Raw genomic sequence first — 17,135 nt, 5'->3', positions numbered from 1 at the left:
AATTACCTCTGATAAATATATAATCGGGGGAACAACTAATGAAAAAAGCACTATTTGGATTATCTTTAGCAATTGCACTAACGATTACTACTGCATGTGGTACAACTGAACCTAGTGAGACAGAACCACAAAAAGAAAGTACAGAAGAGGTTGCAGAAAGTGAAACTACAGGTGATAGTGAAGATACTTTAGATGCAGCTGAAGAAGAAGTTGAGGAAGTTGAAGAAATAGAAGAAGAAGAGGTTGTTTATGAACCTATTGAATTAATAGAACTGAATGGTACCGGAGACACCGCTACTGAATTTTTTAATTTATCAGGTGAGTTTGCTACAATTGAACTCAAGCATTCAGGTAGCAGAAATTTCATTGTGAGAATGAAAGACGCTTCTGGCATGGAAAATGAATCGCTCGCAAATGATATAGGAAATTATGAAGGAAAAACATTCCTATTTTTATCAAATACAGGTGAGCATTTATTAGATGTTAAGGCCGATGGGGATTGGTCAGTTATAATTGATCAAAACATTCCAGATGAAATAACAAACGAACCAGTCTCATTAAGTGGTTCTGGAGATGATGTTATATTTGTACACTTAAAGAGCGGTCTAAAGAGATTTGAACTTAAACATAATGGTGAAAGAAACTTTATTGTAAGAGTGAATGATGAATTCTCACTTGTAAATGAAATTGGAAAGTATGAAGGCTCTACTACCGAGACAGTTGCTGATGAGGCAATTTATGCAATAAGTGTAAAGGCTGACGGCGAGTGGTCTATAAATATAGAGTAGTAAATGGGATAATAAGCCCTTTTGATTCTTAAGAAAGATAAAAGATAGATGATTGAGAATATGTACTGCACTAAAAACTTAACAAGTTAACGTGTTAAAGCAAAAATACCCAATAAAACAACAGCCAAGCCACACAGGCCTGACATTTTAATTATTGATGAGCTGGGTTACTTCCCCTTTGATGAACTTAGTGCCAATGTTTTATTTCAGGTTATATCTAAACGGTATGATCATAAAGGAGCTCTTATTATTACCTCTAATAAGTCGTTTATCGATTGGGGGAAAATCTTTGGGGATGAAGTATTAGCCACAGCAATTCTAGATCGTCTACTCCATCATGCCACCACATTTAATGTTAAAGGCGATTCTTATAGGCTTCGAGAGAAGCAAAAGGCCGGTATCAAGCCTGCTCTAGTTTAGCGCTGAAAACAGGAAATTTAGAACCGTTGAAAAGAGGGAATTTCAAAACGTTGTTGACAATTAGAGAACCCCTGACTTAAAAGCTCATGTACCTTTTGATAAATCATCCACTTTTCCACTCCTTGTTCCTCACCTTCAATAGACTCTTTCAAGTATATTGAAAGTAGATAGCTTTTGGGTAAACTGTTGAATCTTATTTATGGAATTCTGTTTACCCTTAATTGTGGAAAACTGTTTAGTCTAGTTTAGCGTTTACACCTTTACATAAGCAGGGAGCTGAGTTGCTTTTTCAAGTGATTTCTCTGTGTTATGAAAAAATAAGTATTATTATTACGACGAACCTCCAATTTGGGCAGTGGAATCATGTTTTTGGAGATCCTATTCTAACAGAAGCAGTCGTAGACCGTCTGATTCACCATTCGGACTTAGTCCTTTTTGGAGGGGATAGCAATCGAATGAAAGAGTCATTAGCATTAAGGGAGATGTAAGTTAGAGAAATTAGATTGGTAAGTGGCATTCAAAAAGGTTTGCCGTTTTATACATTTTTCTCTTGCCAAATACAGGACTCTGCACTAAAACTTTGCAAAGCTCTGCACTTTTATTTTGCAATAAACAAGGTTCTCTGTTGGATACTTATACTTATGACAGTGTATCTGCTGGTAGAGTTACCGTTCCATACATCTTAGGTCACTCTATAACGCCGAAATAATATTCTAGAAGCAACGGGACGGTTCTTGCACTTCCTTTGTGGGTTTTGTTTATTGTTCTAAATGAATACAGTGGAACCTTTCCTTTGTAACCCACAAATAAGCCGTAACTATCCAAAATGGATAGCTACGGCCTCTTTTTTAAAACCACTATTAATATACTAACCCTGTGTACTTTTACTTAGTAGATGTCAAGATCAGTTTCCTTGACCTATTCACTTTGTATTCATTTGGTACAGCAAGACCTGTGCCTTTAATTACATATCAATTTATCGACAAAATCTTGCAAATTTTAGGTGGTGACAGGCACCGAAACTCAAGAATCGTCCCCCATGTTTCCTGGTGGCTATGCACCATTATTATTCATATACAGACTCTGTAATAAATTAACTTTTTGGTTGTTACTTAGATATTCCCCTTCAAATAACCTCTTTAAATCTTTCTCTTTTATGACACCAGATAATATCTTAAATCTGTCAGCATAATCTTCAATTGCCTTGTTCCATTCTCGACTACTTCTCACAGCATCCCATTCACCCCAAGGTCCTTGATTCCCTTTAATAAAGCCTACACGTTTTCCAACTTGTCGATAAAACCATACAACAAATTGGATAACCATATTAGTAGTCCAGGGCAAATAAGGCAAACGCCCCTCTCCATGTAGTAACCATTTTGTCGGCTTTAATAATGGTTTAGCAGCTTTATGAAAGAGTCTTCGATTAAGTTTCCAACTTTGCGGGACAGATGCACTTATTTTCACGACATCTTTAGACATGAATGGTTCATAGCTTCTAAAAAGTCGGCGGTTAACATGTATATTAGGAATATTAACATTCATTGAGCTTGGCCATAATTCAAACCATTCCTCTGCAGATTCCATTCGAAAGCTCTTAACATAGCCAAGATGAGCTTGTCTTCGTTTCGTCAATTCTTCCAATACTTCAGACTGGAAAACTGGATTTTCTACCTGACTAGCTGCAGAATAATTACTTCTTTTTATTTGAGGCATAAATGGAAATCTACCTGAACCACGAAGCTTTTTTATGCGGGCACCTTTTAATAGTGCATCAGAAAATAAACCACCAAAAACAGCAGGGTATTCATCTAACTTACAACTTTTATGAAAACCAAATGTATGAGCATGAGTATACTGTGAACCTTTACCCACCAATCCTGTACATGTAGGAAGGATTTCTAAGTAATGTAGCTTACTCCGTGTTGACAAGTTGAAGCTTGATCCATAAGCTTTAGCAGCCTTTTTAGCTACTCTACCTTCTCGATTCATATGATCAAGAAAGATAAAAGCATCTCGTGTAGCTTTTTTGGGTAGGAGTCCTGATAATGTACGAGAGTCCTCTCCACCGCTAATGAAGTGCGCAACATGATCTAACTCATCTGCAATAGAATGAACATAAGTTTGCAACCCGTTTCTTAGATCAGTAGCAGCTTGATTTATAGAATCATACGTCGATTTTTCTTCTGGCAACCAATAACTGTTAGTCATCAATTCAAAGTCATTGCCTGAAACTGTGTGCCTCGATGCTGGTGCAACCTGTCTAAGGCTCTTGTAGCTAGTATATGGATAAGTGACTATACCATGTAGAATAAAATCTACTTCCGAAACTGCATCGATATTTCTTTCTTGACTAGAAGCTTTTGCTAATACATCAACATGTGATGATAACATGATATTATCTGTGCCTTTGTACGTATAAATTGGTATAAATGACATCAAGTCAGTAACGCATTCAACTACTGAGGTTGTCTTATTTATCAGTAAAACTGCAAAAGGACCACTAAGATCTTCGCCCCATTTCATTTTACCTTCAAGCATATATTGATAGATTGCTTTGGTACCCATATTCTTTGATCCACTATTAATAAACGGCTTATCCTTGAAACATAATAATGGCCCACCGAGTACAACACAAATATGTTCCTCCGTTTCATATGGCTGAAATCCATGATACAGGTTATGACTAACTGCTAGCGAGCCCCATTCACCATGAAATTCAATTGTTTCTAGTCTAGTGTCAGGGTATATCTTTATAATTTCTTTTGATAGTATTTCTTTTTCAATCTTTCTTTTAGAATAAATGAAATCGCTCATTAGTTATCCCATCCATATTGTTTTTTATTTCGAAAATTAGTCTGTTTGCCCTAACTTCATTATTATTCACAGGAACTATCCATAAAAGTTTACTACGTTACATCCCTTAAAGAAAAATGACATTAATTACGAAAGTTTAACCCTAGTTAGAAAAACTAAACACCATTGTTACTATTACTTGCATCAAACCGTCTACTTCTGTTAAGGGTAAGTAAGATCAAAATAATATTAAGGGTTGCGCCAGAAAAACCAAATAAAGCAATAGCTACCACATCACTTTCAAATACCCAGTATCCAATTGCTAACATCAAAAAGCGCACTACTAACATTAAAATAGTAAATCTAAGATGAAATGCCTGTGCTGATAAAACAGGTAATGCTCTGACACTAGGCCGATTCATAAAACCAAACAAAGACCAAAGAGCTATCCACCGAGCATACTCACCTGCAGTCACCCACTCCGAGCCAAACACAAAACCAAAAAGAGAAGGTCCAAAAATAATTACTATTCCATAAGGTATAATCCCTACTGCACCCAAAGCTAGAGTTGCCTTTGTAATTAATTTAGTTAGATTTTCACCATTGTTTGCCGCTTCAGAGATTCTTGGGTAAAATACATCCCCTACCGACTTACCGATCAGCTGTGATGGCATTCCTAATACAGTCTTTCCAATTGAATAAAACCCTGCTGATGCAGGGCCAAAAAAACTTGTGAGCATCAAGATTGGAAGACCTTGAGATATTGCATTTAAAAAAACTTCAGGTGCTCTATATATCGGAAAGTCTTTATACTTTTTCGCAAGTCCTTTAATAGATAATGATGCATGTTCTGAAACCAAACCCTGTTCCTTTATAGCATTCGCTCTCTTTACCCCTATGATCATCATGAAAGACTTTAATAATTGGCCAAATACCGTCAAAACAATAAGAACAGCTGCCACTGGGTGGAAAAAGCCTATACCAACCTTACTACCATTTAAGATCAAAGATTGAAGAACCGTGACCCTGGCTGTAATTCTAAATTGATTTTTTCGGATTAACCATTGCTCCGTAACTTGTAAAAAGCCTGAAAAAAGAATAACAAGAGGAATAAGTAACATGAAAGGGGCTATAGCCTCTATATTAAATACGTCCACAATCGTTTCATTAAAGAAAATTAAGATAATGGCAACCACCATCGATATTGTTGTAGAAATATATAATGAAAGCCGAACTATACCCTTTGCATCATTATCACTCTTTGGAAGTACAATCGCTATAGGATAAGTGAGTGCTGCTATTGGTGTAATAATGGCAATAACAGCTGTAAAAACACCTAATAAACCAAAAGCCTCTGGTCCATATAGACGAGTGATAATAGGTGACAAGACCATTGCAATGACCTGAGCTGCTGCAGTTCCAGATGCCATAATAAATACATTACGGACAAATGGCTTTTTTCTTAGTGTATTTAACTTATGTTTCATACATTGCCCCTTATTTTATCTCACAAAATAAAAAAAGCCCATTACTCACCCTACTTGTTCGACAAAATTCGGGTGGTGACAGGCACCGTGCCTCAATTTACGACCCATGTGTAATAGAACTCATTTACTTTATCTTCAGAAAATATATCGAATCGTGTGTTATTTCCGAATAATTCAATGAAAATATTTTTAATAGGTTTTAACTCTAATCCTGTTAGTTTCCAAACCTAGAAAGATCAGTCTTATTATTATCAAAATTTTTTTATTTAAAGTAATTTTGCAGTCCTTAAAAATGAAGCTATTCTGCTCAAGGCTGTGAATAAAATTTAGATCACTTATATTTAGGTAGGGCTTGCACCAACAGAGGTTTGCTATTACATTCTTCTAAACGAAAATCTTTGATCTTATCTAAATGAATAATCTCTATTCCCCAGAAATCTGAATCCCATTGTAACCTTTCCATAGAAGCCCCTTTCAAATAATCCAGTTACTTTTTTTCAGTAACCAAGGTTGAAAGAATAAGATAATAACCACTTTCAAATCAAATAAACTATGGAGATAAATCTTATTACTTCTGTACATTTCTATTATTATCCTAATAATCCCATTGATATTTTTAAGAATACCTCTAACATTTTCACTTGAAGTTATGGGTACACCGCTGCCTTTATGGATGATTAAAAATGAATGTTCACTTTGATCAAAATGCTTATTAATTAATTGAATATAAGGTTCAGTAAATTTATCATTTTTCCAAATATGCAGGTGTTTCATTCTTTCTCACCTTCCAGCTGAACTTAAGGTCAAAATAAATTAAGATACCTAAGTATACTCACTTCAAATCTTTCTCTTAATTATCTTTAAAGCACTCAGGAAGTATAAAAAATAAAAGTATAAGAATCATTTATTCAAGGGGAAATATTACTGTTAAGTTGAACCATGTGTTCTTACATGGTTGAAAAGTGATTAGTTCCAAAACTATAATTTACTCATATATTTTTTTAAAGCACCCATGTACTTTTCTGCACATTTTTCTGTGGTTAGCTCCTTTACAGTTTTATAGGATTCTAACAATATTGATTTTTTTTCTTCATGGGTTTGGTTAAGACAACATTCCATAATACCATATAATTCTTCCACATTATCAACTTCACAGAGAAATCCATTTTTACCATGACGAATGAAACCGTCGATTCCTTCACCTTTACTTCCAATTACTATACAACCTTTACTCATTGCTTCTATATAGACAAGACCAAATGTTTCAGGAGCACTAACCATCACAAATATATCAGAATTATACATGAAGGTGAGCACTTCTTTTCTGCTTAAACTTCCTAAGAACTCTACTGTTTTTTCCAATCTATTTTCTTTTACGTAGTTTTCTAAATTACTACGTTCAGGCCCATCCCCAATAACTTTTAAAGTAACTTGATATTTTAGACCCAAACGGTGAACAGCATGAATAATCGTGCCAACTCTTTTGGATTTAATTAAATTACATGCAACTACAATTTTCAAAGAAACTATCTTTGATTTATTATAAAATTCTTCTATTTTAAGGATCTCTCTTTCATCAATTCCGGATGGTATTATTCTACCTTCTTGTTCTAACTCACAAATATTACTATACTTCTCTTTTAATACATTAGAACGAAAAAATAGTCCGTTTAACTTTGACTTATACTTATTAAATTTTTTTAGCCCACTCTTTTTTGAAAGGTAATTTATATCAGTTTTATGAATAGTAAGAAAGATCGGGATATGTAACTGATCTGCCAATTGACATCCTAAGAAGAAATCAGGTGAAATAGCGTGACATAATATGAGATCCGGGTTAAAAACTTTTACTTCCTCTTGTATTCGATCTTTAGAATGCTTAATATGTCTTTGAAGGAAATTAATTGCAGGTATTTTTTTAACCGGCAGGCGATGTACTCTCACATTATCTTTATCGAAACTTTCCCTATATGCATACTTTCCCATTTTTTTATCCATAACTAATGAGAGAGGGAAGGGACGATAGGGCCACATTCGCACAACTTCGACATCATGCCCCTGTTTTATCCATTCACTTGCAAAGTAGTGGATAGCAAACGGTGAAGTCTGCCTGGTTTCTTGTTTATAACCAGGATAGATTTGAGTTACAATTAATATTTTCATATCGGACCTCTTCACCTCCTAAAAAATTGATATGGCATTCTCAGAACCTTAATTGGAATATTCTTAAAAATCCCTTCATCTTTTATTACCTATATTTCCACTTAGATTTGAGTACAAATTGTTATGGATAAAATTTCGAAAACAATTCTTCTAAGAGCTAAGAATATGCTCTACTTAAGAAGGTACTAGTACTACCTTCCCAAAATGGTGTATAGGGAATATGCCCTCTCCCTGACCCTGCTAACTCGAATATATAAATAATAGTTATAAAAATGATAATTATAAAAATAAAAATTGACGACTTCTTCTTATTTTCACTTTTTATTAATAATGCAAATAAAATCACTTCAAAAAACGTGAAATAAAAGCCAATCCGAGCTAAATTATCGAAATAATATCCTGGAATAGAGATTAGCAATCCAGCAAGATATATATATATAACTCGGTTATATAATAAAAAGTTATTAAAATCTGCTTTTCTAAACGATATATATATATAAATACCCAAAAAGATCTTCAGCCAAATTATAATTCCGCTACCGCCATTCCATTGTAGAAACAAGAAATATGACCTATAATCACTGACTAAACTTAAATAATTATTAATTATTATAAAAGAAATTATTATTAAAGGTCCTAAGAGTAGAAATAAAATTAATGTTATCTTTTGTTTTCTATATTTCAATTTACTTGCCAGACTATCTATTAGAGGAAACGTCAAAGCTAAGAGTGCAGAATTATGAAACAGACTCGCTACTACTACCAACAGTGAGAATTTCAAGTATTTCATTTCAAAAAGATATTTTGAAATGAAGAATACAATAGCTATAGCCAACCATTGCCTTATTCCACTAAAAGTCATAATATAAAAGGTTGTTGTATACACAAACATTGCAAATCCAAAAGAAAGATATATTCTTAACATCCATACTCTTAAAACAATTAGTATATTTATTGTTAATGCTATTATAATTAAAACAAATTGAGGATCATTTACTACTAAAAACGATAATTTACTGAGGAAAAATAATCCTGGTTCCGTAGAGAAGGACCCTCCAAAGTTATATTGCCACCTCTCTAGATGAGTTAAATACTGTGCAGTATCAATTCCCACAGAAGAACCTCTAAATCCCGCAAATAGTGTTAATATAAGTATAATTAACATTAAAAATGTAATTTGAACGCTCTTTTGGGTTGTACGCTCAGCTAAAAATGATAAAAGTGTAATAATAATAACTACACTAGTATATAAAAGTGCTGAAAGGGGATAGTTTACTATATAGTTCATTACAAACTCCATTATAATAATTTGATTTTTATTTTAACTCTTTTGTAGAAATGTATAGCGATAATCCGTAAAAAAACACATTCTTTAACAGCGGAATCCCTTTCACATGAGGGAAAAGATTAAAAAAACTTTAGAAATGTCCTACCTATTAGTATTTATTTTGATTAATATGATTGCCTTCGCTACCCATGAATGATCCACCTTTTATACTCCTATATTTGGAATGACTATATTTTAAATCCATATGCTTTTTTACTTAATTTTCGTTTTAGTAAATGTAGCATATATCTACTGACTAAACCTAATGTTAGTTCTCTTCTTACAATATACTTGAAAGCTTTTTTTCTTTCTCCTTTAGTAAAGATAAAGTTTCGAAAGAGCTGCAGATTGATCATTTTATTAATTGTCCTTCTATCATGTTCAGGTAATTCACTTATTTGAGATGAAAATTTATTCATATAATCTAATGTAATTTCTTCAAAGCTTCTTTTCCCAGGAATTCTTTCATGAACATGTACAATTAGTCCTCTTATATCGACATAAGCAAGCTTATATTTCATTAAGATTCGAGATACAAATTCAACATCTTGATTTCTTAGAAATGACTCGTCAAATCCATTTAATTCTGTCACTACCTCCCGTCTAATCATAAGATTCGAGCCCGCATGTATAAATAAATTACGCATTAATTCCTCTTTTAATAAATCTCCTTCTCTCTTTTCTGCTCCATACATAACGGTCTTTCCATTCTTTTTTCGTATATAGCTTGAATAACAAGCGCCCCAGCTTTTATCTAAACTATTCATCCTGTCAACTTGGGAAGAAACTTTTTTTGGAAAGAACTCATCATCATCATCTAAAAACATGATGAACTCTCCATTAGAATTTCTAAATCCAGTATTTCTTGCCGCAGAACCATTTTTATTTTTTTCGTGTTTTAGGTAGATGATATTTTTGTGCTCACTATAATTATTCATTAACTCTTCTGTTTGTTTTCTATACTCTGAGCTAGGATCATTATCGTCTACTACAACTATTTCAATATCCTTATATGTTTGATTCAAAACTGAATTTATAGCCCTTGATAAAGTATCTGCCCGCTCATAAGTCGGAATAATTACACTAACAAGCTTCTGCTTACTCATCTTCTCCCCCTAACTAAATTCTCTAAATAAGATGACTTACCTATTAAATTGAAAGAAATATATATTTATAAATTTTTTTTATACCATTCTATTGCTAAAGTTATACCTTTTTGAAAATCATATTCAGGTTCATAAAGCAACATTGCTGTGGCCTTAGAAATGTCCGCATTACTATGCTTAATATCACCTAGACGATGAGGTCCGTAAATCGGCTTTATATCTTTTCCTAATGCTTTACACAATTCATTGTAAATATCAATTAAGTATTCCCTACCACCATAAGCAATATTATACGCTTGTCCAGCTGCTTCACTAGATGCCTTACATGCCTTTAAATTCGCTTCAATTACATTTTCAATATAAGTAAAATCTCTACTTTGTTTTCCATCACCATTTATAGTTGGTGCTTCATCGTTAAGTAATTGAATAATAAACTTTGGAATAACCGCAGCATAAGCTCCATCAGGGTTCTGCCTCTTGCCAAATACATTAAAATAGCGCAATCCATATGTATCAAGATCATACAAGCTGGTATAAAGTTTACCGTACTCTTCATTTGCCATTTTAGTAAAAGCATAAGGTGACAATAGGTTACCTTCTATCCCTTCTTTTTTAGGTAGGTTTGGTTCGTCGCCATAAACTGATGAACTTGAAGCATAAACAAACTTTTGAACGCGATTTTGTCTCGCTGCTTCCATCATATTTAAAGTACCTTTGATGTTAACCTCTTCATAAAACAAAGGCATTTCTATACTTCTAGGGACACTCCCCCATGCTGCTTGATGTAGGACATAATCCACACCCTCACATGCTTGCATACATGTATCAAGATCACGAATATCCCCCTCTACAAATTCAAAAAGGGGGTGGTTCAGAAACTCTTCAATATTCTCTTTTTTTCCAGTTGAAAGGTTATCAAGCCCTCTAACTTTATAGCCCAATCCAAGTATTGCTTCTACTAAGTTAGATCCAATAAAGCCAGCCACACCAGTAACTAAAAATTTTGATCCCTCGGGAAAATTTAAATTTTCATAACTCATTTTATAACCTCCAATATGAAAATCCTTCATGCTCTGCTTCTTTTCGATTGTATATTCCTTTAATATCAATTAATACGGATTCATTACTCTCATTAGCAATTTCAATTTCAGTACTTGAAGCCACTTCATCAATAATCTCTGAACCAACATGTTCATACCGTTTAAACATCTTCTTTATTTCATCAAAATTAATCGCTTTAAATTCTTCATGTGGCACTGCAAAAATAACTGCGTCTACTTCCTTTATTTCTTCTACATCAGAAAGGTTTATTCGATATTCATGCCACAAATCTTCTTTATCTGCTACTGGATCAACCAGCTTTACTTCTACTCCATACTCTTCTAGTTCTTTAACCACATCTATTACTTTTGTATTTCTTACATCAGGGCAATTTTCTTTGAATGTCACTCCAAAAATAGCTACTTTTGCACCATTTATTTGTTTTTTTGCTTTAATCATTCTTTTTACTGTACTTTCAGCTACATATTTACCCATATCGTCATTTATTTTTCTTCCTGAAAGAATTATTTGAGAATAGTAGCCCATTTGCTCAGCTTTATACGTTAAGTAGTAAGGGTCTACTCCGATACAATGCCCGCCTACTAACCCTGGTGAAAAGTTTAGGAAGTTCCACTTGGTTCCTGCAGCTTCTAGCACTGCTTTTGTATCAATATCCATTTCATTAAAAATAATTGAAAGTTCATTCATAAAGGCAATATTAATATCTCTTTGGGCATTTTCTATTACTTTAGCAGCTTCCGCTACTTTAATATTTTCAGCTTTATATACACCTACGTCTACAACTAACTCGTAAACATTCGCAACAACACCTAAGGTATCTTCATCCATGCCCGACACTACTTTTACAATGTTTTCAAGTCTATGTTCTTGGTCGCCCGGGTTAATTCTCTCCGGCGAATAACCAACTTTAAAATCTACTCCACACTGTAGACCAGATTCCTTTTCTAAGATTGGAACACAGATCTCTTCTGTAACTCCTGGATATACAGTCGATTCGAAGACGACAATAGATCCTTTTGTTAGGTTTCTACCAAGAGTTTTACTTGCGGATTTTACTGGTGTTAAATCAGGTGTTCGATCATCCTTTACAGGTGTCGGGACTGCTACAATATGAAATTTAGCTTCTCTAAGCTTTGTTTCGTCAGATGTAAACTCTACAGTGGTGTTTTTAATTACGTGATCCCCTACTTCTTTAGTAGGATCTATCCCTCTATTATAAAGGTCAATTTTCTCATCACTAACATCAAATCCAATTACATCTATTTTCTTCGCAAAAGCTACAGCTATTGGCATACCTACATAACCTAATCCTACTAAAGATATTTTTTCATTCCTATTAATAATTTCTTCGTATAAATTCATCATAATTCTCCTCTATGTGTTATACCTTTTATTTCATTTAAGTAAGATTGAACCACAATTTCTCTATTAAATTCTTTTTCTATCTTTATCCTTCCGTTATTACCCATCGCTTTTCTTTGTTCATGAGTCAGTTCAAAAAATTCCTCTATTACTTTAACAATCTCACTTACGCTTTTGGGTTCAAAGCCCAAACCTGAAATGCCTTCATCAAATGTTTCTTCACATCCTGGAATAGCAGAAGCTAAAATAGGGCGCCCCATAGATGCTGCTTCTAGAAGGACGTTTGCCATACCCTCATGATAAGAAGGTAATATAACAGCATGAGAAGTTTTAATGAATTTTTGAATATTATTTTGGTTTCCGTGAAAAGTCACTATATTTAATGCTTCTAATTTTTTTGCTTCTTTTGCATAATCTGGCTCATAAAATCCAACCGCTTCAAACTTCACAGATTGATTTCTTGCTTTTATACACTTTGCAGCTTCTACTAGTTCCTCAATTCCTTTTTCTTTCATCACTCTTCCTATAAAAAGAAGCTTTAAATCCTCTCCACTAGGGTAATCCTCATATGGAAAGTCCTTTATGTTCACACCAGAACCCGGAACTAATTTATGAGCTTTCTTAGCTATTTTATTTTGATAAAAGAATTGTTGATTATGCTTATTTTGGAAAAACAATGTCTTAATATCTGCAAATGCGAATTTGTATAATTGAATTAATATTTTTTGCATTATGCCTTTTTTTTCAACAGCCGTTCCTAAACCCGTGATAGTTGAGATATAAGGAACATTTAAGAAACGGCATACTAATCCACCATAAATATTAGGCTTTATTGTATAAGTTAAAACAACCTCAGGAGCTACTTTTTTTATTATTTTTCTGTATTCAAGAATTAATTTAATTTCACTAAATATGTTCTTCCCATGCCTTTCAATATCTGTTTTAAGATATTCACAACCCATATCTATTAAAAGGTCAATTTTCTTTCCATAAGGTGAAGATACGTACACCTTATAATTCTCTTCTAATAAACTTTCGATAAGCTCCTTTCTAAAGTTGTAAATAACCACATCATGGTTTACTAATATAAGGATTTTTTTTTGCTTCAAACTACTTCACACTCTCTGTTGCATTAATAGACTGTTTTAAATTTACAATTTGATAATTTTTATTATATTTACTCATTTCCTGATCATACACCAAATTCCCAAACAACTTATTTAAAAATTCTAACCTTCCGATAAACGGTTTAATAAATGGATTAAATAACCTAGTTAGTCTCACATTCTTACCATGCACTTCACCAACTAAGCGAACCATCTCGCTCGTTTTCGTATACTCACTATTTTGAGGGAAGAACAGTCCGGTTTCATTATTATCGATCATAAGCTTTATGAATTCACATAAGTTATCGATATGTAACATACTTCTCTGATTATCTATATCGGGAAAGATCGGGAGTTTTTGTGCAACTGTTGCTAACTTTGGATAATTACCTTTTGATCCTTTACCATAAATCATAGGGGGGCGAATAACTACTACCTTAAAAGTCTCATCTGCTAGCTCATTTATTCCTTTTTCGGCCTTTAGTTTACTATCTCCATAAAAGTTACTCGGCTGTGGAACAGTTTCTCTATTTATAATTTGTTTTTCTGTGGAGCTATCGCCATACACAATGATACTACTCATGAAAATAAATTGACGAACTCCATCGGCTTTCGCCTTTCTAGCAAGGTCAATAGTTAAGTCGCGGTTTACTTGATAATACAAATCTTCCATCTTCGGATCGCGGGATACATGGGCAATCCCTGCAAGATGTAGAACTGTATCATGTTCATTGAAATTCTCACTTTTCCATAAGTCATCCCGCACACTAATCTTATCAACGTAATAATTATTGTTTGATTGATTAAGCCATCCTTCAAATTGGTGTCCAATGTAACTACTTTTACCTGTAATCAAAATTTTCTTCATAGTTACAAAGACTCCTCTGTTTTCTTGTTCTCTTCAGAATGCTTCGATCCAGTCCCACCTTCAACAACTCCATCACTCTTCACAACACTAATAATCGTCCCAACAAAACACTTAACATCCATCCACAAACCAATTCTTTTAACATACTCTCCATCTAAGCTTGCCTTCACTTCAATAGGTAGTTCATCCCTACCATTAATCTGCGCCCACCCTGTTAATCCCGGTGGTACATCATTTGCACCATACTTATCTCGTTCAGCAATAAGATCATACTGATTCCACAAGGCAGGTCTTGGCCCAATAATACTCATTTGCCCTACAAAGATGTTCCACACCTGTGGTAACTCATCTAATGACGTTTTTCTCAAAAACTTACCCATCTTGGTAATGTACTGCTCAGGGTTTCCCAATAGATGTGTTGGTGTGTCCTTTGGCGTATCAATTCTCATCGTACGGAATTTCAAAATATTGAAATGAGTTTTGTTAATTCCGACACGCTTTTGTTTAAATAACACCGGCCCTTTAGAGTCAACTTTTATGCCTATAATAAGAATCAAAAAAACAGGGGATAGAATAACCAATCCCATTAAGGAAAGAACTATATCTATCAATCTTTTAATTTTTAAATACAATCTACTAACACTCCTTAAAAAAATCTAATTACTTGTAAAACCGTAAGAAATTCACTCCCTCCTACTAAAGAGGAAATGACCACACTTTATTTCGCATTACTTAACGCTCTTAATTGCTCCACCCTAAAATTCGCTATATCCAACAACCTCACACGCAATTCTTCCTTGGTCTGCTCTTGAAACGTCTCTGCCAACTCATACATTACATTAATATCTACCCCAGGCGTCTTTCCACGATAAATCTTCGGATATACCTGTTCATCATGTACTTCATCTTTTCCGAGTAATTCTTCAAACATCTTCTCCCCTGGTCTCATACCAGTGAAGACGATTGGAATTTCTTCTTCTGTGTAACCAGAGAGGCGGATCAGATTGCGTGCTAAGTCGACGATCTTAACAGGCTCTCCCATATCAAGGACGAATACTTCTCCACCCTGTGCGAGTGATCCTGCTTGAAGGACGAGTCGCGATGCTTCAGGAATCGTCATGAAGTAACGAACCATTTCAGGATCGGTTACGGTGATTGGACCACCGTTCTTAATTTGGTCTTTAAATAGTGGAATGACACTTCCACGACTGCCAAGGACGTTACCGAATCGTACAGCGACAAATCGTGTATCACTGATCATATCCATATGTTGGACGATCATTTCAGCAATTCGTTTTGTTGAACCCATCACGCTTGTTGGATTGACAGCTTTATCAGTTGAAATCATGACAAATGTGTTAACATTCGCTGCACTGGCTGCTTCTGCTACGTTTTTCGTACCTAGAACATTATTTTTCACTGCCTCTTCTGGATTACGTTCCATTAGTGGTACATGCTTATGGGCAGCTGCATGGAAGATTACGTGCGGCTTCCGGGTTGCCATAATTGTGAAGATCTTCTCGCGATCTTGAATGTCTGCAATTTCGGTTGAAATCTGTAAGTCAGGTAGATTGCGACGTAATTCCATTTCAATTGCATAGATGCTATTTTCTCCGTGTCCGAGTAAAACGAGTTCTTTTGGGGAGAAGCGCGCAATTTGACGACAAACTTCAGATCCAATTGAACCACCAGCTCCTGTTACGAGGATCGTTTTATTGGTGATATAATCAGCGATACCATCAATATCGAGCTCGACTGGCTCTCGGCCAAGGAGGTCTTCCACTTCGACATCACGGAATTGATTGACTTCGACGTCACCTGTAATCAAATCTTCCATTTTCGGTAGCACCTGTGTTTTTGCTTGGGTCTTTGTACATTGAGCAATGATTTCGTTCATATCTTGACGTCCTAGTGAAGGGATGGCAATGATAATATGCTCGACACTGTATTCATTAACTAGCTTTTCGATCTCTTTGATGTTGCCTAATACAGGTAGATCAAGAATTTCTAAATGACATTTGTTCTTATCGTCATCAATAAAGCCTATTGGATCAAGATCTGTATCATTATTATTGCGTAGTTGACGAGCAACCATTGTCCCGGCACTACCTGCCCCGATAATTAACGTCCGTTTCCCGCCTAACTTCGGCTTGATGTAGGTATCTCGGTAAAGGCGCCATGAGAACCTTGAACCGCCGATGAGAAGGATGTGCATCATCCAGGTAACGGCAAGTGTGCGGAAATAGACATCTTGAATGAGGATGAATTGGGCAACGGCTGTTAACAGAACAGAGAAAGTTACGGCTTTGAAGATACCTGTTAATTCTCCTATACTCGCATATTGCCAGACGCGTTTATACAATTTATACATATGAGCAAACAAATGATGACTTAAGAATAAGACGATTGAGCTGACAATGATGACGGCCGTAAATGGACTGCCTGCTGGAAGCAAGATAAAGTAACTTAAGAAGATAGACAAAATGACAATAAGTGAATCGACTAATACTAATGAAGCAATACGTTTTTTATAACTCATAGATTTGCCCCCTTTTAGATTATTTTCGTATGTCAACCAAATGAGTTCATGACAAAAACCCTAACTAGTGAATCTCTTATGCAAGATGCTCTAGTTAAGGTTCTTGTTGTT

13 protein-coding genes and 2 pseudogenes are annotated in these 17,135 nt (G+C 34.6%); 3 read left to right on the top strand and 12 right to left on the bottom strand.

The window, feature by feature from the left end; translation table 11 throughout:
* Positions 1-38 precede the first annotated feature (38 nt).
* The 3 genes and pseudogenes from AB3N04_RS12945 to AB3N04_RS12935 form a co-directional block, all read left to right on the top strand.
* On the top strand, positions 39-788 hold the full coding sequence (locus tag AB3N04_RS12945) for a hypothetical protein (RefSeq protein ID WP_368503160.1): 750 nt from the start codon (positions 39-41) through the stop codon (positions 786-788).
* 135 nt (positions 789-923) lie between these two features.
* Positions 924-1,208, top strand: a pseudogene (locus tag AB3N04_RS12940) (ATP-binding protein); the annotation flags it as partial.
* A gap of 257 nt (positions 1,209-1,465) precedes the next feature.
* A pseudogene (locus AB3N04_RS12935) lies at positions 1,466-1,696 on the top strand (ATP-binding protein); the annotation flags it as partial.
* A 565-nt stretch (positions 1,697-2,261) separates the two neighbouring features.
* Here AB3N04_RS12935 and AB3N04_RS12930 read toward each other — a convergent pair.
* The 12 genes from AB3N04_RS12930 to AB3N04_RS12875 all read right to left on the bottom strand — a co-directional run bounded on the left by AB3N04_RS12930 (position 2,262) and on the right by AB3N04_RS12875 (position 17,024).
* Positions 2,262-4,025: a hypothetical protein gene (locus tag AB3N04_RS12930; RefSeq protein WP_368503159.1), complete on the bottom strand. Its 1,764-nt coding sequence runs from the start codon at positions 4,023-4,025 to the stop codon at positions 2,262-2,264.
* 155 nt (positions 4,026-4,180) lie between these two features.
* Positions 4,181-5,491, bottom strand: coding sequence for a lipopolysaccharide biosynthesis protein (locus AB3N04_RS12925; RefSeq protein ID WP_368503158.1), 1,311 nt, complete (start codon positions 5,489-5,491; stop codon positions 4,181-4,183).
* Positions 5,492-5,965: 474 nt separating this feature from the next.
* Complete coding sequence (locus tag AB3N04_RS12920; protein WP_368503157.1) at positions 5,966-6,265, bottom strand: hypothetical protein; 300 nt, start codon at positions 6,263-6,265, stop codon at positions 5,966-5,968.
* 204 nt (positions 6,266-6,469) lie between these two features.
* The gene (locus tag AB3N04_RS12915; RefSeq protein WP_368503156.1) at positions 6,470-7,654 is read right to left on the bottom strand and encodes a glycosyltransferase; all 1,185 of its coding nucleotides are present in this window, start codon (positions 7,652-7,654) and stop codon (positions 6,470-6,472) included.
* Positions 7,655-7,811: 157 nt separating this feature from the next.
* Positions 7,812-8,942 carry an EpsG family protein gene (locus AB3N04_RS12910; protein WP_368503155.1) on the bottom strand — a complete coding sequence of 377 codons (1,131 nt, stop codon included), beginning with the start codon at positions 8,940-8,942 and terminating at the stop codon, positions 7,812-7,814.
* A gap of 227 nt (positions 8,943-9,169) precedes the next feature.
* Entirely contained in the window at positions 9,170-10,087 is a 918-nt protein-coding gene (locus AB3N04_RS12905) for a glycosyltransferase family 2 protein (RefSeq protein ID WP_368503154.1), read from the bottom strand.
* A 65-nt stretch (positions 10,088-10,152) separates the two neighbouring features.
* On the bottom strand, positions 10,153-11,127 hold the full coding sequence (locus AB3N04_RS12900) for an SDR family oxidoreductase (protein WP_368503153.1): 975 nt from the start codon (positions 11,125-11,127) through the stop codon (positions 10,153-10,155).
* Between the two features lies 1 nt (position 11,128).
* Complete coding sequence (locus AB3N04_RS12895; RefSeq protein WP_368506045.1) at positions 11,129-12,511, bottom strand: nucleotide sugar dehydrogenase; 1,383 nt, start codon at positions 12,509-12,511, stop codon at positions 11,129-11,131.
* Positions 12,511-13,620 (bottom strand): glycosyltransferase family 4 protein, encoded by a 1,110-nt coding sequence (locus tag AB3N04_RS12890; protein WP_368503152.1) that lies wholly within the window; start codon positions 13,618-13,620, stop codon positions 12,511-12,513. The genes AB3N04_RS12895 and AB3N04_RS12890 overlap by 1 nt, the downstream gene beginning before the upstream one ends.
* Before the next feature lies 1 nt (position 13,621).
* A complete protein-coding gene (locus AB3N04_RS12885) occupies positions 13,622-14,485 on the bottom strand; it encodes an NAD-dependent epimerase/dehydratase family protein (RefSeq protein WP_368503151.1) in 864 nt (287 codons plus the stop codon).
* A gap of 2 nt (positions 14,486-14,487) precedes the next feature.
* Entirely contained in the window at positions 14,488-15,117 is a 630-nt protein-coding gene (locus AB3N04_RS12880; protein ID WP_368503150.1) for a sugar transferase, read from the bottom strand.
* An 86-nt stretch (positions 15,118-15,203) separates the two neighbouring features.
* Positions 15,204-17,024, bottom strand: a complete 1,821-nt coding sequence (locus tag AB3N04_RS12875; RefSeq protein WP_368503149.1) for a polysaccharide biosynthesis protein — start codon at positions 17,022-17,024, stop codon at positions 15,204-15,206.
* Positions 17,025-17,135: the final 111 nt, after the last annotated feature.

The organism is Alkalihalophilus sp. As8PL, from assembly GCF_040939795.1.
Taxonomy (GTDB): Bacteria; Bacillota; Bacilli; order Bacillales; family Bacillaceae_D; genus Alkalihalophilus; species Alkalihalophilus lindianensis.
This window is presented reverse-complemented; position numbering and strand designations above follow the sequence as displayed.

Coding starts and splice junctions, on each gene's coding strand:
- AB3N04_RS12915 (WP_368503156.1), bottom strand. CDS start 7,654: ATGAAAATATTAATTGTAACTCAAATCTATCCTGGTTATAAACAAGAA.
- AB3N04_RS12905 (WP_368503154.1), bottom strand. CDS start 10,087: ATGAGTAAGCAGAAGCTTGTTAGTGTAATTATTCCGACTTATGAGCGG.
- AB3N04_RS12920 (WP_368503157.1), bottom strand. CDS start 6,265: ATGAAACACCTGCATATTTGGAAAAATGATAAATTTACTGAACCTTAT.
- AB3N04_RS12900 (WP_368503153.1), bottom strand. CDS start 11,127: ATGAGTTATGAAAATTTAAATTTTCCCGAGGGATCAAAATTTTTAGTT.
- AB3N04_RS12945 (WP_368503160.1), top strand. CDS start 39: ATGAAAAAAGCACTATTTGGATTATCTTTAGCAATTGCACTAACGATT.
- AB3N04_RS12875 (WP_368503149.1), bottom strand. CDS start 17,024: ATGAGTTATAAAAAACGTATTGCTTCATTAGTATTAGTCGATTCACTT.
- AB3N04_RS12885 (WP_368503151.1), bottom strand. CDS start 14,485: ATGAAGAAAATTTTGATTACAGGTAAAAGTAGTTACATTGGACACCAA.
- AB3N04_RS12895 (WP_368506045.1), bottom strand. CDS start 12,511: ATGAATTTATACGAAGAAATTATTAATAGGAATGAAAAAATATCTTTA.
- AB3N04_RS12910 (WP_368503155.1), bottom strand. CDS start 8,942: ATGAACTATATAGTAAACTATCCCCTTTCAGCACTTTTATATACTAGT.
- AB3N04_RS12925 (WP_368503158.1), bottom strand. CDS start 5,491: ATGAAACATAAGTTAAATACACTAAGAAAAAAGCCATTTGTCCGTAAT.
- AB3N04_RS12930 (WP_368503159.1), bottom strand. CDS start 4,025: ATGAGCGATTTCATTTATTCTAAAAGAAAGATTGAAAAAGAAATACTA.